This window comes from Metapseudomonas boanensis (assembly GCF_018704125.1).
In the GTDB taxonomy this organism is placed as follows: domain Bacteria; phylum Pseudomonadota; class Gammaproteobacteria; order Pseudomonadales; family Pseudomonadaceae; genus Metapseudomonas; species Metapseudomonas boanensis.
In genome coordinates, this window is sequence record NZ_JAGTIS010000007.1 from 49,329 (window position 1) to 71,457 (window position 22,129).

20 protein-coding genes are annotated in these 22,129 nt (G+C 61.3%); 8 read left to right on the top strand and 12 right to left on the bottom strand.

What is annotated here, in order from left to right:
* The first annotated feature begins 225 nt into the window (after nt 1-225).
* Nucleotides 226-1,533, top strand: a complete 1,308-nt coding sequence (locus tag J7302_RS14235) for an MFS transporter (protein ID WP_215375620.1) — start codon at nt 226-228, stop codon at nt 1,531-1,533.
* A 202-nt stretch (nt 1,534-1,735) separates the two neighbouring features.
* Here the strand turns inward: J7302_RS14235 and J7302_RS14240 are convergent, their stop codons facing one another.
* A complete protein-coding gene (locus J7302_RS14240) occupies nt 1,736-2,701 on the bottom strand; it encodes a CobW family GTP-binding protein (RefSeq protein WP_215375623.1) in 966 nt (321 codons plus the stop codon).
* A gap of 79 nt (nt 2,702-2,780) precedes the next feature.
* Here J7302_RS14240 and J7302_RS14245 point away from each other — a divergent pair, with 79 nt between their 5' ends.
* Nucleotides 2,781-3,125: an NADH:ubiquinone oxidoreductase gene (locus J7302_RS14245; RefSeq protein ID WP_215375626.1), complete on the top strand. Its 345-nt coding sequence runs from the start codon at nt 2,781-2,783 to the stop codon at nt 3,123-3,125.
* 127 nt (nt 3,126-3,252) lie between these two features.
* Here the strand turns inward: J7302_RS14245 and J7302_RS14250 are convergent, their stop codons facing one another.
* Genes J7302_RS14250 through dksA form a run of 3 tightly spaced genes read right to left on the bottom strand, consistent with a single transcriptional unit; the run spans nt 3,253 to nt 5,532 of the window.
* The gene (locus tag J7302_RS14250) at nt 3,253-3,897 is read right to left on the bottom strand and encodes a DUF1826 domain-containing protein (RefSeq protein ID WP_215375629.1); all 645 of its coding nucleotides are present in this window, start codon (nt 3,895-3,897) and stop codon (nt 3,253-3,255) included.
* Entirely contained in the window at nt 3,897-5,102 is a 1,206-nt protein-coding gene (gene zigA / locus J7302_RS14255; RefSeq protein ID WP_215375632.1) for a zinc metallochaperone GTPase ZigA, read from the bottom strand. Before zigA ends, J7302_RS14250 begins: the two co-directional genes overlap by 1 nt.
* A gap of 10 nt (nt 5,103-5,112) precedes the next feature.
* Complete coding sequence (dksA, locus tag J7302_RS14260) at nt 5,113-5,532, bottom strand: RNA polymerase-binding protein DksA (RefSeq protein WP_215375635.1); 420 nt, start codon at nt 5,530-5,532, stop codon at nt 5,113-5,115.
* 70 nt (nt 5,533-5,602) lie between these two features.
* Between dksA and folE2 the strand changes: the two genes are divergently transcribed.
* Complete coding sequence (gene folE2, locus J7302_RS14265) at nt 5,603-6,493, top strand: GTP cyclohydrolase FolE2 (protein WP_215375638.1); 891 nt, start codon at nt 5,603-5,605, stop codon at nt 6,491-6,493.
* Here the strand turns inward: folE2 and cfaB are convergent.
* Entirely contained in the window at nt 6,484-7,671 is a 1,188-nt protein-coding gene (cfaB, locus tag J7302_RS14270; protein ID WP_215375641.1) for a C17 cyclopropane fatty acid synthase CfaB, read from the bottom strand. The two genes, folE2 and cfaB, sit on opposite strands and share 10 nt — an antisense overlap.
* A gap of 567 nt (nt 7,672-8,238) precedes the next feature.
* Here cfaB and J7302_RS14275 point away from each other — a divergent pair.
* Together J7302_RS14275 and J7302_RS14280 are read left to right on the top strand one after the other, a co-directional pair.
* Nucleotides 8,239-9,873, top strand: a complete 1,635-nt coding sequence (locus J7302_RS14275; RefSeq protein ID WP_349814449.1) for a multicopper oxidase family protein — start codon at nt 8,239-8,241, stop codon at nt 9,871-9,873.
* Nucleotides 9,870-10,511: an SCO family protein gene (locus J7302_RS14280; protein ID WP_215375648.1), complete on the top strand. Its 642-nt coding sequence runs from the start codon at nt 9,870-9,872 to the stop codon at nt 10,509-10,511. Before J7302_RS14275 ends, J7302_RS14280 begins: the two co-directional genes overlap by 4 nt.
* A gap of 119 nt (nt 10,512-10,630) precedes the next feature.
* Here J7302_RS14280 and J7302_RS14285 read toward each other — a convergent pair whose 3' ends face one another.
* Both J7302_RS14285 and J7302_RS14290 read right to left on the bottom strand, forming a co-directional pair.
* Complete coding sequence (locus J7302_RS14285) at nt 10,631-11,308, bottom strand: GntR family transcriptional regulator (RefSeq protein ID WP_215375651.1); 678 nt, start codon at nt 11,306-11,308, stop codon at nt 10,631-10,633.
* Nucleotides 11,309-11,394: 86 nt separating this feature from the next.
* Complete coding sequence (locus J7302_RS14290; RefSeq protein WP_215375654.1) at nt 11,395-12,129, bottom strand: SDR family NAD(P)-dependent oxidoreductase; 735 nt, start codon at nt 12,127-12,129, stop codon at nt 11,395-11,397.
* Between the two features lie 312 nt (nt 12,130-12,441).
* On the opposite strand from J7302_RS14290, the gene J7302_RS14295 reads away from it, so the two are divergent.
* The 3 genes from J7302_RS14295 to J7302_RS14305 all read left to right on the top strand — a co-directional run bounded on the left by J7302_RS14295 (nt 12,442) and on the right by J7302_RS14305 (nt 15,924).
* The gene (locus J7302_RS14295) at nt 12,442-13,473 is read left to right on the top strand and encodes an ABC transporter substrate-binding protein (protein WP_215375657.1); all 1,032 of its coding nucleotides are present in this window, start codon (nt 12,442-12,444) and stop codon (nt 13,471-13,473) included.
* A 64-nt stretch (nt 13,474-13,537) separates the two neighbouring features.
* A complete protein-coding gene (locus J7302_RS14300; RefSeq protein ID WP_215375660.1) occupies nt 13,538-14,605 on the top strand; it encodes a phosphotransferase in 1,068 nt (355 codons plus the stop codon).
* Nucleotides 14,602-15,924 carry an aspartate aminotransferase family protein gene (locus J7302_RS14305; RefSeq protein ID WP_215375663.1) on the top strand — a complete coding sequence of 441 codons (1,323 nt, stop codon included), beginning with the start codon at nt 14,602-14,604 and terminating at the stop codon, nt 15,922-15,924. Before J7302_RS14300 ends, J7302_RS14305 begins: the two co-directional genes overlap by 4 nt.
* A 135-nt stretch (nt 15,925-16,059) precedes the next feature.
* On the opposite strand, the gene glmS is transcribed toward J7302_RS14305, so the two are convergent.
* From glmS to atpD, 5 genes are all read right to left on the bottom strand, one after another.
* Entirely contained in the window at nt 16,060-17,895 is a 1,836-nt protein-coding gene (glmS, locus tag J7302_RS14310; protein WP_215375667.1) for a glutamine--fructose-6-phosphate transaminase (isomerizing), read from the bottom strand.
* A gap of 16 nt (nt 17,896-17,911) precedes the next feature.
* Nucleotides 17,912-18,679, bottom strand: coding sequence for a DeoR/GlpR family DNA-binding transcription regulator (locus tag J7302_RS14315; RefSeq protein ID WP_215375670.1), 768 nt, complete (start codon nt 18,677-18,679; stop codon nt 17,912-17,914).
* A 114-nt stretch (nt 18,680-18,793) separates the two neighbouring features.
* On the bottom strand, nt 18,794-20,158 hold the full coding sequence (glmU, locus tag J7302_RS14320; RefSeq protein WP_215375673.1) for a bifunctional UDP-N-acetylglucosamine diphosphorylase/glucosamine-1-phosphate N-acetyltransferase GlmU: 1,365 nt from the start codon (nt 20,156-20,158) through the stop codon (nt 18,794-18,796).
* A gap of 97 nt (nt 20,159-20,255) precedes the next feature.
* A complete protein-coding gene (locus J7302_RS14325; RefSeq protein ID WP_215375676.1) occupies nt 20,256-20,681 on the bottom strand; it encodes a F0F1 ATP synthase subunit epsilon in 426 nt (141 codons plus the stop codon).
* Nucleotides 20,682-20,724: 43 nt separating this feature from the next.
* A complete protein-coding gene (gene atpD / locus J7302_RS14330) occupies nt 20,725-22,101 on the bottom strand; it encodes a F0F1 ATP synthase subunit beta (RefSeq protein WP_215375680.1) in 1,377 nt (458 codons plus the stop codon).
* Nucleotides 22,102-22,129: the final 28 nt, after the last annotated feature.

Below are 22,129 nucleotides of genomic sequence, written 5' to 3' on the forward strand. Positions count from 1 at the left end.
GCACCTACAAGCGAGCACGGCCATCACATCACTGCCTGATCGGCGGAATCTTGCTCATCGGCTTGTAGGCATCGGCAATATTCCGCGCATACCCCTTGGAAGAAGCCGCTAAAACCCCTCTATTCCGGGCCTTTCCTCCCCTGGCACAGGTCCTGCTAAGTGCTCATCGCTCATGCACCGCCCAGCGCTGTGCCCACAACAACAACGATGACTCGAGGAAAGATGATGGATAACTCCAGCACCCTGACTGCCTCAGCTGTACACCGCACCACATCGCAACGCATCAAGTCCATTTTCAGCGGTTCGGTCGGCAACCTGGTCGAGTGGTACGACTGGTACGTCTACGCCGCCTTCTCGCTGTACTTCGCCAAGGCGTTCTTCCCCCAGGGCGACTTGACCGCCCAGTTGCTCAACACTGCCGCGATCTTCGCCGTGGGCTTCCTGATGCGGCCCATCGGTGGCTGGCTGATGGGCATCTACGCCGATCGCAAGGGCCGCAAGGCTGCGCTGCTGGCCTCTGTTCTGCTGATGTGCTTTGGCTCGCTGATCATCGCGCTGACCCCCAGCTATGAATCCATCGGCATTGCCGCGCCCATCCTGCTAGTGGTCGCACGCCTGCTGCAGGGCCTGTCGGTAGGCGGTGAGTACGGTACTTCTGCCACCTACCTGTCAGAAATGGCGACCCACGAGCAACGCGGCTTCTTCTCCAGTTTCCAATACGTGACGCTGATCTCCGGCCAGCTCATCGCGCTGGCGGTGCTGATCGTGTTGCAGCAGTCCCTGAGCACCGAACAGCTGGAAAGCTGGGGCTGGCGCGTACCCTTCCTGATCGGCGCCCTTTGCGCGGTGGTGGCCATGTTCCTGCGTCGCGGCATGGAAGAAACCGACTCCTTCACCAAGAAGAAGGAGAAGTCGAAGGAAAGCCTGATGCGCACCCTGATGCGCCATCCGAAGGAGCTGCTCACCGTAGTCGGACTGACCATGGGCGGTACCCTGGCCTTCTACACCTACACCACCTACATGCAGAAGTACCTGGTGAACACCGTGGGCATGAGCAAGGGCGACTCGACCATGATCTCGGCCGCCACGCTGTTCCTCTTCATGCTGTTGCAGCCCATCGTGGGTGGGCTCTCCGACAAGATCGGCCGTCGCCCGATCCTGATTGCCTTCGGCGTCCTCGGTACTCTGTTCACCTACCCGATCCTGAGCACCCTGCACACCATCGAAACCTGGTGGGGCGCGTTCTTCCTGATCATGGCGGCGCTGATCATCGTCAGTGGCTACACCTCGATCAACGCCGTGGTGAAGGCCGAGCTGTTTCCCACCGAGATCCGCGCCTTGGGCGTAGGCCTGCCCTATGCGCTGACCGTGTCGATCTTCGGCGGCACCGCTGAATACGTGGCGCTGTGGTTCAAGAGCATCGGCATGGAAAGCGGCTTCTACTGGTACGTCACCGCGTGCATCGCCTGCTCTCTGCTGGTGTACGTCTTCATGAAGGACACCCGCACCCACTCCCGGATGAACCAGGAATGAAGGAGCCCTGAAGGCTCATGCCCCATCTCCAGGGGCCTTTTTATCGCCATCAACGGGCCCTTCGGGGCCCGTTTTCGTTTTGGGGCCAGAAGGTGGCCTATAGGCCGCCAGGGGAATGATTTCGCCCCAACAAAGCGCGACCTCCTCGGTGTGGGGGCAAATTCACTGGCCTAGGGCCGGCAACAATCGTGATTCCCTACAGCTATACGAGGCGACAGGCCTCGAACGCGGCCTTCAATGCCGCCTCGTCCTGAGCCTCGGCAAAGATCAGCTCCAGCCGCGAATCCTTGCGCCATTCACTGGCCTGCCAATGGATCACCGCCCCCTCCAGCGCATTGCCAGAGAGCCAGCCGGCATTGGTGTGCAGCACCAGCTTGGCCCGTCGCCACGGCAGTCTGGAAAGCCATATCTGGACCCGCATCAACTCGAAATACTGGCTCGGATGCCAGCGCCAACCAATGCTCCAACCCTCGTTTTGGGACTGGATCTGGCAGATCGGTTGTGCCGGGTTTGTCCACAAAGTCGGAGTTTCACCCACAGCTGTTGGTAACTGGTTGATATCTACAGTTTTTCCACTTTGTGCATGGATACCCGGTAGCTCCGAGATATCGAGCCTTCCCCAACTTGCCCACAGCACCTTGATAGGGGGCAATTGCTTGAGAAGTTTTCCACATGTGGATGAGTCCAGGTTTTCCGACTTGTTTAATATCAATAGGCCAGCATTCGGTAGGGCCTCCCGCTGGCTGTCCGGTAGGGCTTGGCCTGTAGCTAAGGCCGCTGCGTCCAGCACCATGACGCTGGGTTGAAGCGCCAGTACCCCTTCCCAGGGGGGTTCGCGTAGCTGACGCTGAATCTCGAGGGGATGGCCGAGTCCGGAGGGTTCTATCAGTAGCCGGTCCGGCCTTGCCTTGCGTAGCAGGCGCGCAAGGCCAACCTGGAATGGCGCGCCATTGACGCAGCAGACGCAACCGCCTGCCACCTCCGCAAGACTGATGCCGTCGTCATCGCTGCTGAGCAGGGCGGCATCCAGACCGATCTGGCCGAATTCGTTGATTAGCACTGCCCAGCGTTCGTGGGCAGGACGTTGTGCCAGCAACTGACGGATCAGACTGGTCTTGCCAGCCCCCAGAGGGCCGGCAATGAGATGGGTGGGGATATGTGTAAGCATGGCTCCATGGTGCTGCGTCACAGCCCTCGAGGAAAGCTGCGTGTTAGAGTCGCCGCCATTCAGTTCAGGAGCGATCCCAATGCGTGTGTGGTTGCTGATGTTGCTGGCCCTGTCCGCCGAGGTGCACGCCGAAGCCTGCGTCGTTCATACCCAAGCCGAGCGGCTGGAAGTGAAGCTTTGCCAGGAAAACCGCAGTATTCCTCCGACACTCTTCCGGGAAGGCTTCTGCCAACCGCAAATACAGGGGCAGAAAGTCGAGGTCAGCTTCGCCCCGCACTGCCCCTCCGGCGCCTTCGGTATCTGCCGCAATGCCCAGGTGAGCAACCAGCCGTACCGCCAGGATATCCACTACTACGGTGTAGCCAGCGATGCCCGTTACCTCAAGCCGTTCTGCGAAGGGCAGAGCCAAGGAACGTGGGAGTAGCACTGGCATCGCGACCTTGTGGGGCCGAATTCATTCGCCAAGGGCTGTGCCGTAGCCACAGTTCGATGGTCAGCCTTGGTATCCTCGCGGCGCGTCATCTTTGGCTCCGCGTCGACCCACCGTCCGTTCAGCCCAGCCAGTCCAGGGTAAGCAGCAGGCGGCTTTCCCCAGGCGCCTGCTGCGGAGACCTGTGGATAATTCCCCTCCCCTCATTCCCCAGCCACTTTTCCCCCTTGAACAGCGCCACGTCGCCTGCAGCCAACTGCTGGTTATCCACAACCTGGACGGGTTCGGCTGGCGAGTCAGCAAGGCGGGCTCGCGGAAGGTCATCCTCGCGCAACCATTGGCTTGCGCAACCGGCGTAGGTGGTGATCAAGCGCAGCGGCACGTGGTCGACGTGAAAGCGTGGGCACATGGCCTTGTCCAATCGGCGCAGCCGTAAGCCTATATGTCGGGCGTCCACCAGGCAGGCAAATCCACGCACCAGCCAGGCGACGTCCGCAACGAAACCTGCGTAGCCGTCCAGGTGGGCAAAGCCGGTCGCCAGCCCGTCAAGCGAAGGCTCACTGTCCGACGTTTGCAGCTCGATCGTCATGGACTCGCTGAGCGGTTCGCCAAGCGCTACCAAGGCGCTGGCGAACCCGGCGACGTGCAACGGCAGGCGGCGTTGCCAGACGGCCAGGTTAGTCCCGTCTCGCAGAACTTCGCTGAGTACATCCGGACTATCACCCAGCACCTGTCGCGGCGCAGCTTCCCGCTGCCACGCCAGCATCAGGCGGGCTCCTCATGCCAGGGGCCGAATGGGTCAGCGAACAGCACCCAGGCTTCACGACCCAGGGCCATCTCACCATCGTCCAGCAAGCAGGCATCAAGCTCGGCGCTAAGGCGAGCAAAGTCGATGCCCTGGCCGATGAACACCAGCTCCTGACGGCAGTCTCCAACATCGGGTATCCAGTTCTTCATGACCTGCTGGAGCCCATCTCCATCCTGCGGCCAATGTGCCTGGGGCACAAAGCGCCACCAGCGCCCCGCGTACCCGTGACGCATCAACCCACCGGCCTGGGACCAATTGCCTGCCTCTTCCGGTTTGCTGGCCAACCAGAAGAAGCCCTTCGAGCGCAGCAGGCGGCCATTGGTCCACTCCCGATTCAGGAAAGCGAAGAAACGCTGTGGATGGAACGGCCGGCGTGCGCGGTAGCCGGCGGAGGCGATGCCGTATTCCTCGGTTTCCGGCACATGCTCGCCGCGCAGTTCCTTGAGCCATCCGGGCGCTTGGGCCGCGCGCTCGAAGTCGAAATGGCCAGTATCGAGAATCTGCTTCAGATCGACCTGGCCCATGATCATCGGCAGGACTCGAGCACCGGGATTGAGACGTTGCAGGATCGCCGTCAGCTCCTCGCGTTCAGCGCTGGAAATCAGGTCGACCTTGCTGATCAGGATGACGTCGGCGAACTCCACCTGCTCGATCAGCAGGTCGCTGACGGATCGCTCATCCTCATCACCCAAGGTCTCGCCGCGGCTGGCAAGGCTGTCAGCCGCCTGGTAGTCGGCAAGGAAATTGACCCCGTCGACCACGGTGACCAAGGTGTCCAACCGCGCCAGATCGGACAGGCTGCGGCCCTGTTCGTCACAAAAGGTGAAGGTCTCAGCTACCGGAAGCGGCTCGGAGATGCCGGTGGACTCGATCAGCAGGTAGTCGAAACGCCCCTCGCGGGCCAGGCGGCTGACCTCCTCCAGCAAATCTTCGCGCAGGGTGCAGCAGATGCAGCCGTTACTCATCTCGACGAGTTTCTCGTCAGCACGGTTCAGACTGACGTCGCGTTGCACTTCGCTACCGTCGATGTTGATCTCGCTCATGTCATTGACGATGACCGCCACGCGCAGTTGGTCGCGGTTCTTCAGCACATGGTTGAGCAGCGTGCTCTTGCCGGCTCCGAGGAAGCCTGACAGCACGGTTACGGGAAGTCGGGATGGCATGGGGGTCTCCTCAGGTATGGCGCTGGTGGCGCTCTCTTTGTTCCTGGCGCTCTTTGGCTTCGATGCACAGGGTTGCGGTGGGGCGTAACAGCAGGCGCTGCAGGCCGATCGGTTCACCGGTTTCGGCGCACCAGCCGTATTCGCCGCGGGCCAGGCGCTCCAACGCCAGGTCGATCTTGTCCAACAGCTTCTTCTCGCGCTCGAGGAGACGCAGTTGCCACTGGCGTCGTTCTTCACGGCAGGCGAGGTCGGCCTCATCACTTGCCGGCTCGACATTCCGCAACTCACCAAACTCATCCTCGATGCGCTGCTGCAACTCCTCGCGCTGGCCATGCAGCAAGGTTCGGAAGTACGCCTGCTGGGCCTCATTCATGTAGGCATCGGCAGGTTGGGCGAGCAGGTCTTCCTGGCTGAACTGGGTATCGGACATGGTCACGTTCGCTTGGTGTTTTAAGTGTTATAACATAACATGTTGAATTCATTCCAAGCCGAGGTTCTCGATGAACGCCCTCACCCTTCCGGACATCGCAGCCCAATCCACCACCGAACCAGCCTCGCTGGATTGGGTCGGCATGTGCGACATCGCCGTGCCGCTGTTGCTGGAAGATCAGCGCATCAACGCGCGTGCCGACGCCGGCGTGAGCCTTGATGACCCCGGCGCACGAGGCATTCACATGTCGCGTCTGTACCTGGCACTGGGTGCTCTGCAACACCAAAGACTGACGCCGGACGTGCTGCAAGGGCTGCTAAGGCAGTTCCTCGACAGCCACCAGGGCCTTTCCAGCAACGCTTACCTTCGCCTGCGTGGGGAGGCTCTGTTGAGTCGCCCTGCTCTGGTCAGCCCGCTGTCCGGGTGGAAGGCTTACCCCTTCGAGATCGATGCACGCCAGGACTCATGGGGGTTTCACGTGGAACTACGACTACAGGTGGCCTACTCCTCCACCTGCCCATGCTCTGCGGCTCTCGCCCGCCAACTCATCCAGCACCGTTTCAAGGAGGACTTCGCCGGTAAGCCGCTGGACCCTGAGGCGGTCCTCGAATGGCTCGGCAGCAGCCAGGGGATAGTCGCCACGCCGCACAGCCAACGCAGTTGCGCGCAGATCCAGGTCCGCCTGACCGCCATAAACGAGCTACCTCTGCAACGTCTGATCGACCTCGCCGAGCAGGCCCTGGGCACGGCGGTGCAGACGGCAGTCAAGCGGGCGGACGAACAGGCATTCGCCCTGGCCAATGGACAGAACCTGATGTTCTGCGAGGACGCGGCGCGCCGCCTGGATCAGGCGCTACGCGGGGAAAGCTGGCTGGATGGTTTCCACCTCAGGGTCGTGCACGCGGAGAGCCTCCACGCACACGACGCCGTCGCCGAAAGCCGCTGGACCCACTATGCGTAGATATCCGCACGACTCCACGGCAGCTCATGGGAGCCGTCTGGATGGGGCTTCAGCGCAAGGATCTGGTGCAGGTTGATCCAGCCCTTCTGAAAGGCATGGGAACATCCGGCGAGATAGAGACGCCAGATCCGCAGCGCCTGCTCCGGAACCAGCTGTGCCGCCTGTTCCAACCTGGCCTCCAGGTTGCCGCTCCAGAGCTCCAGGGTACGCGCGTAGTGCAGGCGCAGGCTTTCGACATCAACCACCTCCAGCCCCGCCAGACTGAGCTGCGCCACCATCGTGGACAGGTGCGGCAACTCGCCATGGGGAAAGACATAGCGATCGATGAATTCGCCGGCGCCACGAGGCACCGGGCGCCCATCCGGATGCCGGGCAGTGATGCCGTGATTCATGATCAAGCCGCCGTCACGCACTGCACCAAACAACCGCTGGCAGTACCCGAGTAGGTTGGCGTGGCCAACATGCTCGAACATACCAACGCTGACCGCCTTGTCGAAGCGGCCGTCCTGAGGCAAGTCGCGGTAGTCCAGCAGCTCCAGCTCCACCTGTCTTTCCAGTCCCTCAGCCTTGACCCGCTCACGTCCCAGCGCCAGCTGCTCACGGCTCAGGGTGATACCAAACACCCGCACACCGTACTCACGCGCTGCAAAGCGCGCCAAGCCACCCCAACCGCAGCCTACATCCAGCAAGTATTCACCAGCCTTGAGCCGAAGCTTGCGGCAGAGAAGGTGCAACTTGGCCGCTTGGGCGGTATCCAGGTCTTCGCTTCCCGTGGGGAAATAGGCGCAGGAATAGACCATCTCGCGGTCTAGCCAGAGCTGGTAGAAGTCGTTGGACAGGTCGTAATGATAGGAAATGGCCTTGGCGTCGGTATCCTTGTCGTGGGCTGCGTACTCGGGCGGTGCCCCGTTGTCTTCGCTGCTTATCAGCGCTTCGGTCAGCGCATCGCCGACCCGGATCACTTCGAGAATCGGCCCTTCAAGCTCCAGCCGTCCCTCCACGTAAGCGGCCCCCAGCGTGTCCAGGCTGGGATTGACCAACAGCGACACCAGGCCGGGATCCTTGACCACCATCGTGACTGTTGGATCCGGCCCGAACTGAACCTCCTTGCCATCCCACAAGCGCAGGCGAAGCGGCAATTGCAGTTCCCGAAGGACCGGAGGAAGGTGCGCCAGCATGTGAATCCCTCCTTAGCCAAAGACACTTGAAAGGTAGACCACCTTTTTCAGTTGTCAGGCTATCGAATTGATAGTTCAACTCTATCCCGCCCGATGGCGACGACTGGCTCTTAGAAGGTCAAGGCCCACCTGAAAGGCAGCCCGCGTGTCGGGACGAGCTCACCTTCGGCATCAGTTAGCCATTAATTTGACTAAAATTCATTTCATAGCAAGTAGATTTGACAAATGTCAAATTAGTGACTTTCGGCGGGTTTGGAATACTCCTTTTGATTCATCAATACCTAACCGCCTCGAGAAACACTAGAAGCCATAGCTTGGGGGGAAGGAGTCCCCATGAAATCGCCAACACGCCGCAGCCAGGGAGATCACGCGCCCCCTCCAGGACGACGGATATTTCTCAAGGCTACAGCGGCCGTGCTGGCTATACCCGCAATCACCCAATCCTTCTTGGTCGAAGGGAGAGGCAGGCGAGATGATGATGAGGATGACGATGAGCGCAGCAATTTCGTCATCCCCCCCAGCCCACCCACCATTCCTTGGGCGATCCGGCTACCCGACGAGATCACCGTGCTCCAACCTGTGGTGCTGGATCCCACCCCGACCGAAGCCGCGAATACCGCAGCAGGTGAGGCGGGCAGGGCGCCCCATCAGCGCTTCAGCGAACTGGGCGTCGCGGTAGCTTGTGAACTGCGGGCTAAGGAGCGGCCAGACTGGCTGTTCAACCCGGCATATCCCCTGCAACGAATCTGGGGCTATGAAGGCAACGTTGCAGGCGCCACCACACCCGGCCCGACTATCTTTGCCCACTACGGGCAGCCGATGGTGCTGCGTATTCACAACGAGCTACCCCAGGACCATGTCGGATTCGGCTCGCCGGAAATCGCCACTCACCTGCATAACGCCCACGTCGGCTCGGAGAGCGACGGTTTCCCTGGCGACTTCTACAGCGCCACCAAGGCCGGACCGACACTGGCCTCGCCAGGCGAGTTCCAGGACCACCACTACGGCAACATCTACGCAGGTGTGGACGAATTCCAGAACGCTGTAGGCGACCCGCGTGAGGCACTGGGCACCCTCTTCTACCACGACCATACGTTCGACTTCACAGCGCCGAACCTGTACCGCGGTCTGTTCGGATTCTTCTTCCTGTTCGACGACATCGACTCCGGCAACGAGCGAGACCCGAGCCCCAGCGCCCTGCGCCTGCCCAGCCACCCCTTCGACTATCCGCTGAGCTTCAGTGACAAGCGCTTCGATCCCAACGGCATCCTGTACTGGGATCAGGTAAATCCTGAAGGCGTGTTGGGCGACAAGGTCTGCGTCAACGGCTACATCGAACCGGTGTTGCAGGTCGCTGCTCGCAAATACCGCTTCCGCCTGCTCAACGCCGGCCCGAGCCGCTTCTACGAGCTCTACCTGGTGTCACCACAGGAGAGGGAGCAGACCTTCACCTACATCGCCAATGACGGCAACCTGCTGCCGGCGCCCCTGCTCGACCAGACCAAGGTACGTCTCGGCGTTGCCGAGCGGGCCGACATCGTGGTCGACTTTTCGCGCTACCCGGTTGGTACAGAGCTGTATCTGGTGAACCGCCTCACCCATCGACCGGAAGATACTCGCCAGCCCAAGGACGTGCGGGAGCCGGGCGTGCGGGTCCTGAAGATCATCGTCGATCGCTTCCCGGCCGAGCAGGACGTCAGCCAAGTGCCGCCCGTGCTACGTCCACTTCGCCCGCTGGATCCTGCAGAGATAGCCTCGGCTCCGGTCCGGCGCTGGGTCTTCGATCGCCGTAATGGCCTGTGGGCCGTGAACGAGCAGTTCTTCGACCCGGCCTTCATCAGTGCGCGCATCCGTCAGGGCAGCGCGGAGGTCTGGGAACTGGTCAACCCCGAAGACGGATGGGACCACCCGATCCATATCCACTTCGAGGAAGGCCGAATCCTCAGCAAGACGGTCAATGGCCAGAACGTGCCTATCCCTTCCCATGAGCAGGGCCGCAAGGACGTCTACGTGCTAGGCGAGAACATGACCATCCGCGTGTTCATTCGCTTCCGCGATTTCCTCGGCAAATACCCCATGCACTGCCACAACCTGATCCACGAGGACCACGCCATGATGGTGCGGTTCGATATCGAGAGCGATGCCAGCAGCCCCTCAATGAGCGGTGAAAGCCGCACCACGACAACAGGAGGCCTGTCATGAACACTCGCCGCAACCTGCTGGCCGGGATGAGTCTTGCCGCATTGGGCGGCGCGATCTGGTATGGAGTGCCTGAGGTAGTTGGCGGCTCGAAACCTCGCAAAGTTTCCCGGCCGCCGTTCGCCAACGTCGCGCTCTACACCCAGGATGGAGTAGAAGTGCACTTCTACGACGATCTGGTTCGCGGAAAAGTCGTCGCCATCAACATGATGTACGTTCACTGCGACGGCATCTGCCCAACCATGACCGCCAATCTGCGCAAGGTTCAGGAACTCCTCGGCAGCCGTCTGGGCAGGGACATCTTCATGTATTCCATTACCCTGCAGCCACACTTGGACACCCCACAAGTGCTCAAGGCTTATGCCGAGAAACACGGGGTCAAGCCTGGCTGGTTGTTCCTCACCGGTGAGCCCGAAGACGTCAGGCGACTGCGCTACAGCCTTGGCTTCTTTGATCCAGTTCCGGAGGTGGATGACGACCTCTCGACCCACACCGGAATGCTTCGTATCGGGAACGACCGCGCCCAGCGCTGGACCATGGCTCCGGCCCTCTGCGAAGCGCCGCGCATCATCGCCACCATCAACCATGTAGACACGTCGATGGTCGTTACGCGTTACAGGCAACTGGAAGCCACTGGGTAGCTGGGCCAGGGCACAAGCCACCCGAAAGCTGGACCCGATCGTGGCTGCAGCCAAGCTCGGTCACGTGGCGCGGTGGGCACCTCGAAACATGAAGGGAAGGCCAGGAGCCTGACTTCATTTCATTTTTCTGGGAGGTCATTGCGCTCGATGAAGGCGAGCAGATGTTCATTCCCGTCCAGGATGTCAGCACATATCGCCGCCCTCGACGCAACGCCGTCTCCCTTCTTCAAAGCGCCAAGGACCTCCCAGTGGTGCTCGATGGCGATCTGCTCGGAGAAGTTATGGTAAGCCTGGGCAATCAGCGGCCCGGTGCGCATCCATAGACTGTCGAGGAAGCTCCGTAACAAAGGCATGGCGGCGATATCGGCAAGTGCAAAGTGGAAGGCCTGGTTGAGCTTGAGCGCCTCGACGAAGTCGCCACTCTTTATCGCCCGCAAATTGGCATTGATGTTGTCCTCCAGCAGGGCCAACTCTTGTGCCGTCGCACGCGTCGCCGCAGTTTCTGCTGCCAGTCCTTCCAGCGCGAGGCGGATGCTTCGAATCTCCAGATACTGCTCTTTGCCAAGCACCGGCACGCGGATGTCCTTGGGTGTCTTCAGCACCAGCGCCTGCTCCTTGGCGAGTTGCAGAATGGCATCGCGGACCGGCGTGACGCTGGTACCTAGCTGCTGCGCCAGATCGCGAATGCGCAGCTTGTCGTCGGGCTTGAAGCGGCCGGTGATCAGCGCCTCGCGCAACAATGCGTAAACACTGCTGCCCAGGTAGGAATGGTTGAGGCCTTCGATTGGGTAGTTCATGCGCATCTCGTCAGGTACTGGCGCAGCGGCGCCCGGCAATCGTCATTCGCAAATGATCGTTGTTGCCAGGCGCGATTGCCAGAGCGCTAAACGTGCTGACCTCCGTTGATATGGATCTCCGCGCCGTTCACGTAGGACGCGCCGTTGGTGCAGAGGAAATGAATCAGCGAGGCGACCTCCTCCGGCTTGCCCAGGCGGTGCATCGGGATGTCTCGTTCGACGATCAGCTCGGTGCCTGAAGAGAGGATCGCGGTGTCGATCTCCCCCGGCGCGATGGCGTTGACGCGCACGCCGTGGCGGCCGAAGTCGTAGGCCATTTCCCGGGTCAACGCTGCCAGCGCGGCCTTGGACGAGGCATAGGCAACGCCGGCGAAAGGATGTACCCGTGACCCGGCGATTGAGGTGACGTTGATGATGGTGCCCTGCGCCGCCTTCAGCTCCTCGAACAGTCCCCGGGCGAGCAACGCGGTGGAAAACAGATTGACGTTGAACACCCGCAGCCAGGTCGCGTAGTCGCTCTCCAGCACGCCCAACCGTCCCCCGCCCGCTGACTTGGGCGAGATGCCCGCATTGTTCACCAACGCGTGCAGTGGACCGCCGAGCTTCTCCCGAATCAGTGGAAGGCTGCGCTCGACGCTGTCGATATCTTCCAGATCCAGGTGAATGTGATTCTGCTGCCCCTCCGCCCAGGGGCATTCGGCCCCCCAGTCCTGGCGCGAAGCGGTGAACACCCGCCAGCCGGCAGCATTGAAGTGCTTCACCGTCGCATGGCCGATACCGCGGCTAGCGCCAGTGAGTAGCAATGTCTTGGGACCGCTCATGATCGATTCCTTCCTCTGCAGTGGCTAGGTCGTGAATGAATGCCGAACGAATCATGTCTCAATATCCTCCAAAATAAAACATGATGCATCATGTTTTGAATGATGATTTAATCACCTCGCCTACCGATGACAAGAACAAGGAAACGGAGGACATCGCATGCACAAGCCCAATCCCTCGATGCGTCGTTATTCATCGGGCTCGTCCCCATGACCCATGGGAAAGGTCCGACTCCCCAGGCCGAGTCGACACCTCCCACTCTTCAAGCTGCCCCCTGTACTTCGGACCACCCTGGTTCCCCAAGGAGCATTCGCATGTTCAAGAAAGTCGCAGCATTGATGTTGCTGGCCGGCGCTGCCGTCCAGGTCCACGCAGCCGACACCCTTACCGTGGTGTCGTTCGGCGGTGATAACAAACAGGCCCAGGAAAAAGCCTTCTACCAACCCTTTTCGACGCAGAACAAAGTCACCGTCCAGGCCACCGAGTACAACGGCGAGATGGCCAAGATCAAGGTGATGGCCAATACCGGCCACGCCACCTGGGATGTTGTCGAGGTCGAGTCACCTGAGCTGATCCGAGGTTGCAGCGAAGGGCTGTTCGAGCAACTGGACTGGTCCAGGCTGGGTAAGCGCGAGGACTTTCTCGATGCGGCGGTGAGCGACTGCGGCGTAGGAATCTTCATCTGGTCCACCTTGCTCACCTATGACGCCAAGAAGCTGGCCCAGGCGCCCACGAGCTGGGCAGACTTCTGGGACACCGAGCGCTTTCCTGGCAAGCGCGGCCTGCGTCGTGGCGCCAAGTTCACCCTGGAGTTCGCTTTGCTCGCCGATGGCGTGAAGCTGGAAGATCTGTACAAGGTGCTCGGCACGAAGGAAGGCGTGGACCGGGCATTCCGCAAGCTCGACCGGATCAAGTCCGACATCCAGTGGTGGGAGGCCGGTGCGCAACCGCTTCAATGGCTGGCCGCCGGCGATGTGGTGATGACCTCGGCGTACAACGGCCGCGTCACCACCGCGCAAAAGGAAGGTCTGCCGTTCGCTATGCAATGGAACGGCAGTTTGTACGACGTCGACCACTGGGCCATCGTCAAGGGCAGCAAGAATAAAGCGCTGGCCGAGCAATTCATCGCGCTGGCCAACAAGCCTGAGAACCAGAAGGTCTTTGCCGAGGCAATTCCCTATGGTCCGACCAACGTGCATACGCTCGGCCTGATCGATCCGGCGATCCGTTCCAAACTCCCCACTGCACCCGAAAACCTCGAGTATGCGCGGGCCATGGATACGGAGTTCTGGATCGACCATGGCGAGGAACTGGAACAACGCTTCAACGCCTGGGCCAGCAAGTAACCCGGCAAGCCCGCCCGGCACTGCCGGGTGGGCTGTTCATGCATGATCCAATGGAGTATCCGCAGTGTCCCTGAATACCGCTGCCGTCCATGACCACCTGCTGGAAGTCGCGCCAGCCCACGTCAGCCTCGAGCAGGCTGTCGCGATCGCCGCCGAACGTTTCGGCCTTCATGGTGCCGCACATCGTCTCGCCGGCGAACGCGACCTGAACTTCCGTATCTCCAGCACGGACGGCGTGACGCGTTTGCTCAAATTGTCCCACCCGCTGGAAGATCCGCAGGTCGTGGATTTCCAGAACAGCGCCTTGCTGCATATCCAGCGCGCCGACCCAGACCTTCCGGTGCAACGTGTCTACCCGGCGCTGGACGGGGCGTACCAGTTCGTTGTCGAGGTTGACGGTCAACCCATGCTTGCCCGGATGATGTCGTTCGTCGACGGGCTACCCTTGCATCGCGTCGCTGAGCGCAGCCCGACCCTCCGACGGAACCTGGGTGACGCCCTGGGCCGCCTCGATCGTGCACTGCAGGACTTCAACCACCCTGCCTCCGGCCATGAATTGCTCTGGGACATGAAGCATGCCTCACGCCTTCGTCGCCTGCTGCCACACATCGACGAGTTGGACAAGCGGGCCCTGGTAGAACGCTTCCTCGACAATTTCGAGCAACAGGCCCTGCCGCACTTTTCGAAACTGCGAGCGCAGGTGATCCACAACGACCTCAATCCGCACAACGTCATCGTCGATGAACAGCATCCCGAGCGAATTCTCAACATCCTCGACTTCGGCGACATGGTGTATGCGCCGCTGCTCAATGACCTGGCAGTCGCTGCGGCCTACCAACTGGGTGGCCTCGACGACCCCCTGTCACCAGCAGCCGAGTTCGTCGCGGCCTATCATCGCCGCAACCCGCTGCTGCCGGACGAGCAAGCAATCCTCGCGGACCTGATTGCCACGCGCCTGGTGATGACCCTGTGCATAACAGCCTGGCGCGCCAGCCTGCACCCTGAAAACCGCGAGTACATCCTGCGCAATACCCATCACGCCTGGCAGAGCCTGCAGGGGCTGGCCCGCTTATCCCGTACCCAGGCCCAGGCGCAGCTTGCCAAGGCCTGCCAAGAGGAATCGCACGCATGAGCATGATCAACGGATTCAGCCCGACCGACGCCGAGCGCCTGGACGAACAGGAAAGGCGCCTGATCGAGCGCCGCGAACGCCTGCTGGGCCCGGCCTACCGACTGTTCTACGAGCGCCCGCTGCACACGGTACGCGGCGAAGGGGTCTGGCTCTTTGACGAGCAGGGTCGGCGCTACCTGGACGCCTACAACAATGTGGCCTCGGTGGGCCATTGCCACCCACGTGTGGTCGAAGCAATCTGCGCCCAGGCCGCCCGCCTCAACACCCACACCCGCTACCTGCAGGAAGGCATCCTCGATTACGCCGAACAGTTGCTGGCGACGTTTCCCGACGGCCTGGACCGGGTGATGTTCACCTGCACCGGCAGCGAGGCCAACGACCTGGCCCTGCGTATCGCCCGTCACTTCACCGGCGGCGAAGGGGTGATCATTACCCGATTCGCCTATCACGGTGTCACCGGGGACATTTCGGAGCTTTCGCCGTCCCTCGGTGCGGGCATCACCCTGCCTGCGCACGCTCGCACCGTACGCGCGCCGGACGCCTATAGGCTAGGCGCCGAGAACGTCGCAGCAACGTTCGCCGCCGATGTGCGCGCGGCGATTGCCGACCTGCGCGCCAATGGCATCAAGCCTGCTGCGCTGCTCCTGGACGGCATCTTCGCCAGCGACGGCGTATTCGCCGACCCCGCTGGTTTCCTCGCCGAAGCGGTAGCGGTTGCTCGCTCCGAGGGACTGCTCTACATCGCCGATGAAGTCCAGTCCGGATTTGCTCGTACCGGCGCGACTATGTGGGGTTTCCAGAGGCACGCCGTGCAGCCGGACATCGTCACCCTGGGCAAGCCCATGGGGAACGGTCAGCCCATCGCCGGAGTGGTGGCCCGCGCAGAGGTGATCGAACGCTTCGGCCGCAGCGTGCGCTACTTCAATACCTTCGGTGGGAATCCGGTTTCCTGTGCTGCCGCCAAGGCGGTGCTGGACGTCATCCAGGAAGAAGGCCTGCAGCAGCGCTCAGCGGAGATCGGCGGCTACTTGTTACAAGGTTTCCGCCGCCTCGCCGAACGCCACGAGCTGATTGGCGACGTGCGCGGAGCAGGAATGTTTTTCGGTATCGAACTGGTCAGCAATCGGGAGACAAAAGAGCCGGCAGCACTGGTTACCCGACGCATCGTCAACGACCTGCGCGAGCGCGGCGTGCTGATCAGTGCCGCAGGCCCTCGGGAGAACATCCTCAAGATTCGTCCGCTTCTCGCTTTCAAGAAGGAGCATGCCGACCTGATGCTTGACGCTCTGGATCAAGCACTCGGTATGAGCATGAATTGAGAGTGGATCGGCTGGTTTGTGGCTTCGCCACATTCACCCGAATTCAGCTGAAACTGCAGAAGCCGGTGGAGGCGCAAACCTATACCGGCTTCTGCTTCTGTTGCTGATGGACGCTTCGACGCGGCAGTGACCGCTTTACTCGACCGTCACCGACTTGGCGAGGTTGCGCGGCTGGTCGACGTCCGTCCCCTTGAGTACAGCGACGTAGTAAGACAGCAGCTGCAGCGGGATGGTGTAGAGAATCGGCGCCAGGGCATCGTCGATATGCGGCATGTTGACCACGTGGGTGCCTTCGCCGTTGTCGATTCCGGCCTCACGATCAGCGAAAACGATCAGCTCGCCGCCCCGCGCGCGGACTTCCTGCAGGTTCGACTTGAGCTTCTCAACCAGCTCGTTGTTAGGCGCAACCGTAACCACTGGCATGTCGCTATCCACCAGGGCCAGCGGGCCGTGCTTGAGTTCGCCAGCCGGGTAGGCCTCGGCGTGGATGTAGGAGATCTCCTTGAGCTTGAGGGAACCCTCCATTGCCACCGGGTACTGGGCGCCGCGGCCGAGGAACAGGGTATGGTTCTTCTCGGCGAACAGTTCGGCGACCTTCTCCACCGTCTTGTCCATCGCCAGGGCTTCACCCAGGCGGGTCGGCAGGCGACGCAATTCCTCCACCAGACCGGCTTCCACGCCCTGCTCCAGGGTGCCATGTACTTGGCCCAGTGATAGGGTCAGCAGCATCAGCCCCACGAGCTGGGTGGTGAAGGCCTTGGTCGAGGCCACGCCGATTTCCGGACCTGCCTGGGTCAGCAGGGTCAGGTCCGATTCGCGAACGAGGGAGCTGGTGCCGACGTTACAAATGGCCAGGCTGCTCAGGTAGCCCAGTGCCTTGGCATTGCGTAGGGCGGCCAGGGTATCGGCGGTTTCGCCCGACTGGGAAATGGTGACGAACAGGGTGTCCGGTTGCACCACCACCTTGCGGTAGCGGAACTCGCTGGCCACTTCAATCTGGCAGGGAATACCGGCCAGCTCTTCAAGCCAGTAACGTGCAACCATGCCAGCGTGATAACTGGTGCCGCAGGCGACGATCTGCACATTGCGCACCTTGGCGAACAGCTCGGTAGCGCGCGGGCCGAAGGCATTTACCAGCACATGGTCAGTGCCCAGGCGGCCTTCCAGGGTGCGCTGGACCACTTTGGGCTGTTCGTGGATTTCCTTGAGCATGAAGTGGCGGTATTCGCCTTTGTCAGCGGCCTCGGCACCTTCGTGGTACTGGACCTGCTCACGCTGCACCGGATGGCCGGCCTGGTCCCAGATCTGCACGCTGTCTCGACGGATCTCGGCGATATCGCCTTCTTCCAGGTAGATGAAGCGGTCAGTGACCTGACGCAGAGCCAGCTGGTCCGAAGCCAGGAAGTTCTCGCCGATCCCCAGGCCGATGACTAGCGGGCTGCCGCTACGAGCAGCCAGCAGGCGATCAGGTTGCTTCGCGCTGATCACCGCCAGACCGTAGGCACCGTGCAGTTCGGCAACGGCAGCCTTGAGCGCGACGGTCAGGTCGCCCAGCTCGGCTAGCTTGTGGTGCAGCAGGTGGACGATGACTTCGGTGTCGGTGTCGGAGCTGAATACATAGCCGAGCCCCTTGAGCTGCTCGCGCAGGGCCTCATGGTTTTCGATGATGCCGTTGTGCACCACCGCCAATTCGTCACCGGAGAAGTGCGGGTGAGCATTACGCTCGCAAGGGGCCCCATGGGTTGCCCAGCGAGTATGGGCAATGCCCAGTCGACCTGCGGCTGGTTCTGCGGCCAGGGCTTGTTCCAGCTCGGCCACCTTGCCGGCGCGACGACGGCGCACCAGCGTGCCCTCGCCATTGAAGAGTGCAACGCCAGCGCTGTCGTACCCACGGTACTCAAGGCGCTTCAGGCCCTCGATGAGGATTGCGGTGATGTTGCGCTCAGCGATGGCGCCAACGATGCCACACATGCTTGTTTCTCCTATTTCAATCGACACTCGCGCAGATCAACTTGACCCCGCGCGCAGTGATCTGGTCGCGCGCTTCCTGCGAAAGGCGCTCATCGGTAATCAGGGTGGTGATGCTGTTCCAGGGCAGCTCGAGGTTGGGCATCCGCCGCCCGACCTTGTCCGCTTCCGCCATCACGATGACTTCGCGGGCAACTTCGGCCATGACGCGGGACAAGCCCAGCAGCTCGTTGAAAGTGGTGGTGCCGCGCTGCAGATCGATGCCGTCGGCACCGACGAACAGCTGGTCAAAGTCATACGACCGCAGGACCTGCTCGGCAACCTGCCCCTGGAATGACTCCGAATGCGGGTCCCAGGTTCCACCGGTCATCAACAGCACAGGTTCGTGCTCCAGTTCGCGCAGGGCATTGGCCACGCTCAGGGAGTTGGTCATGACCACAAGTCCGGGCTTGCGGCCCAGCTCCGGAATCATCGCCGCGGTGGTGCTGCCACTGTCGATGATGATCCGTGCATGCTCGCGTATGCAGCCTACAGCCGCGCGGGCGATGGCCAGCTTGTATGAGGAAACGGGATGGCTACCCTCACCAATCAGCTCCTGCGGCATGGGTACAGCCCCACCGTACCGCCGCAGCAGCAGGCCGTTCTTCTCCAGCGCAGTGAGGTCCTTTCGGATCGTCACTTCCGACGTGGAAAAAGCTCTGGCCAGTTCATCGACGCTCACTTCGCCCTGCTCATTGAGTAGCGCGAGGATTGCATGGCGACGCTGGGGAGTGTTCCGTTTCGTCATTAGCTAAGTTTCGATTCGAAAGATAATAGAGCAAATCAAAACCTAACAGCACGGATACGTCAACCCTGGAAACGACAAAAGGCGGCCTGAGCCGCCTCTTGTTAGAGATAAGCCTTACTTCTGGATCTTTTCCGGGCGCTTCCAGCCTTCGATATTGCGCTGCTTGGCGCGGCCAACCGCCAGGGTGTTGGCCGGCACGTCCTGGGTAATGGTGGAGCCCGCCCCTGTAGTCACACCGTCACCCAGGGTCACCGGAGCGACGAGGGCGCTGTTGGAACCAATGAAGACGTCTTCGCCCATGACGGTCCGAAACTTGTTCGCACCATCGTAATTGCACGTGATGGTGCCGGCGCCAATGTTGGTCCGTGCGCCAATCTCGGCGTCACCCAAGTAGCTCAGGTGGCCAGCTTTGGCGCCCTCGCCCATCACGGCGTTCTTCAGTTCGACGAAGTTACCCACATGAGCCTTTGCACCCAATACCGCGCCAGGACGCAGGCGGGCGAACGGACCGCAATCTGCGCCTTCACCCAGCTCGGCACCTTCCAGGTGACTGTTGGCCTTGACCACGGCTCCGCGGCGCAGGGTGCTGTCCTTGATCACGCAGTTGGGACCGATCAGCACTCCATCTTCGATCACCACCTTGCCTTCGAGGATCACGTTGATGTCGATCTGCACGTCCCGGCCCACAGTAACTTCACCGCGCAGGTCGAAGCGTGCCGGGTCGAGCAGGGTCACCCCCTGGGCCATCAAGCGGCGGCCTGCACGCTTCTGGTAGTGCCGCTCGAGCTCTGCGAGTTGGATGCGGTCGTTGGCACCCTGCACTTCCATCGTGTCGTGAGGATGCTCGGTGGCCACCACCAGCCCATCGGAAACAGCCATGGCGATGACGTCGGTCAGGTAGTACTCGCCCTGGGCATTGTCATTTGACAATCGTCCCAGCCAGTCAGCCAAACGCTTACCCGGTACCGCCAGGATGCCGGTGTTGCCCTCGCGAATGGCGCGCTGCTCCGGCGAGGCATCTTTGTGTTCGACGATGGCCTTCACTACGCCAGCCACGTCGCGGACGATGCGGCCATAACCGGTGGGGTCATCCAGCTCCACGGTGAGCAAGGCAAGTTGATCCTCGCTGACTTTCTGCAGCAGGCGCTCCAGGGTTTCCACTTCGATCAGCGGCACATCACCGTAGAGGATCAGCACACGCTCGGCACTCAATTGCTGCAACGCCTGGGCGACGGCATGGCCGGTTCCCAGCTGCTCGGTTTGCAGGACGAAGCTCAGGTCGTCTGCTGCCAAGCGCTCACGCACGGTCTCGGCGCCGTGGCCGATCACCACATGGATGCCTTGCGGCTGCAGCTTGCGAGCAGTGTCTATGACGTGACCCAGCATGGCTTTGCCGGCCACCGGATGCAGGACTTTGGGCAGCGCGGAACGCATACGCGTGCCTTGGCCGGCCGCGAGGATGACGATATCGAGGGACATGACGTGAATCACCGAGTCAGGCTGTTAACAAACAAGCGGAAAAGAAAAAGGGTAGCCAAGGCTACCCTTTAACTCGATTGCAATGAAGCCTGCGGGATTAGCCGCCGAACTTCTTGCGGATCTGCTGGACGGTTCGCAGCTGGGCTGCAGCCTCGGCCAGACGAGCAGATGCGTTGGAGTAATCGAACTCCGCGCCTTTCTCGTGCAGGGCCTTTTCAGCAGCCTTGAGGGACTCCTGAGCAGCAGCTTCGTCCAGATCGCTGGCACGCAGCACGGTGTCGGCCAGGACCTTCACCATGTTCGGCTGGACCTCGAGGAAACCACCGGAGATGTAATACACCTCTTCCCCACCACCCTGCTTGACCAGGCGGATGGGACCCGGCTTGAGGTCAGTGATCAGCGGGGCGTGGCCCGGAGCGATACCCAGATCGCCCAGGTTGCCGTGCGCAATCACCATCTCTACCAGACCGGAGAAGATCTCCGCTTCGGCGCTGACGATATCGCAATGGACAGTAATAGCCATACGCTTGCCTCACGTAAGCGCCCGTTGCCGGGCGCTCAGGGGGTTACAGTTTCTTCGCTTTCTCGATGGCTTCTTCGATGCCGCCGACCATGTAGAACGCCTGCTCGGGCAGGTGGTCGTAGTCACCGTTAAGGATGCCTTTGAAGCCAGCGATGGTGTCCTTCAGGGACACGTACTTACCCGGCGAACCAGTGAAGACTTCTGCCACGAAGAACGGCTGCGACAGGAAGCGCTGGATCTTACGAGCACGGGATACCAACTGCTTGTCCGCTTCGGACAGTTCGTCCATACCCAGGATCGCGATGATGTCCTTCAGCTCCTTGTAACGCTGCAGAACATACTGTACGCCGCGAGCGGTGTCGTAGTGATCCTGACCGATCACCAGCGGGTCCAGCTGACGGGAGGTCGAGTCCAGTGGGTCGACAGCTGGGTAGATACCCAGGGAGGCGATGTCACGGGACAGTACGACGGTGGCGTCGAGGTGGGCGAAGGTGGTCGCCGGGCTCGGGTCGGTCAGGTCGTCCGCAGGAACGTATACGGCCTGGATGGAGGTGATCGAACCGGTCTTGGTGGAGGTGATGCGCTCTTGCAGAACGCCCATTTCCTCGGCCAGGGTCGGCTGGTAACCCACAGCGGACGGCATACGACCCAGCAGCGCGGACACTTCGGTACCGGCCAGGGTGTAGCGGTAGATGTTGTCGACGAACAGCAGAACGTCACGACCCTCGTCACGGAACTTCTCGGCCATGGTCAGGCCGGTCAGTGCAACGCGCAGACGGTTGCCCGGCGGCTCGTTCATCTGGCCGTATACCAGGGCCACTTTGTCCAGAACGTTGGAGTCCTTCATCTCGTGGTAGAAGTCGTTACCCTCACGAGTACGCTCACCCACACCCGCGAACACGGAATAACCGCTGTGCTCGATGGCGATGTTACGGATCAGTTCCATCATGTTCACGGTCTTGCCGACACCGGCGCCACCGAACAGACCGACTTTACCGCCCTTGGCGAACGGGCAGACCAGGTCGATAACCTTGATACCGGTTTCCAGCAGCTCATTGGAGCCAGCTTGTTCGGCATAGGTGGGTGCAGGGCGGTGGATTTCCCACTGCTCTTCTTCACCGATCGGGCCAGCTTCGTCGATCGGGTTGCCCAGCACGTCCATGATCCGGCCCAGGGTCGCTTTGCCCACCGGTACGGAAATGGCTTTGCCAGTGCTGTTGACGTCCAGGCCGCGTTTCAGGCCTTCGGTCGAACCCATCGCAATGGTACGGACCACGCCGTCGCCCAGCTGCTGCTGGACTTCCAGGGTGGTTTCAGCGCCTTGTACTTTCAGCGCCTCATAGACGTTCGGCACCTGGTCACGCGGAAATTCCACGTCGATAACGGCGCCGATGATTTGAACGATACGTCCGCTACTCATATCTGGTTCCTCTGAATATTTGAACCGT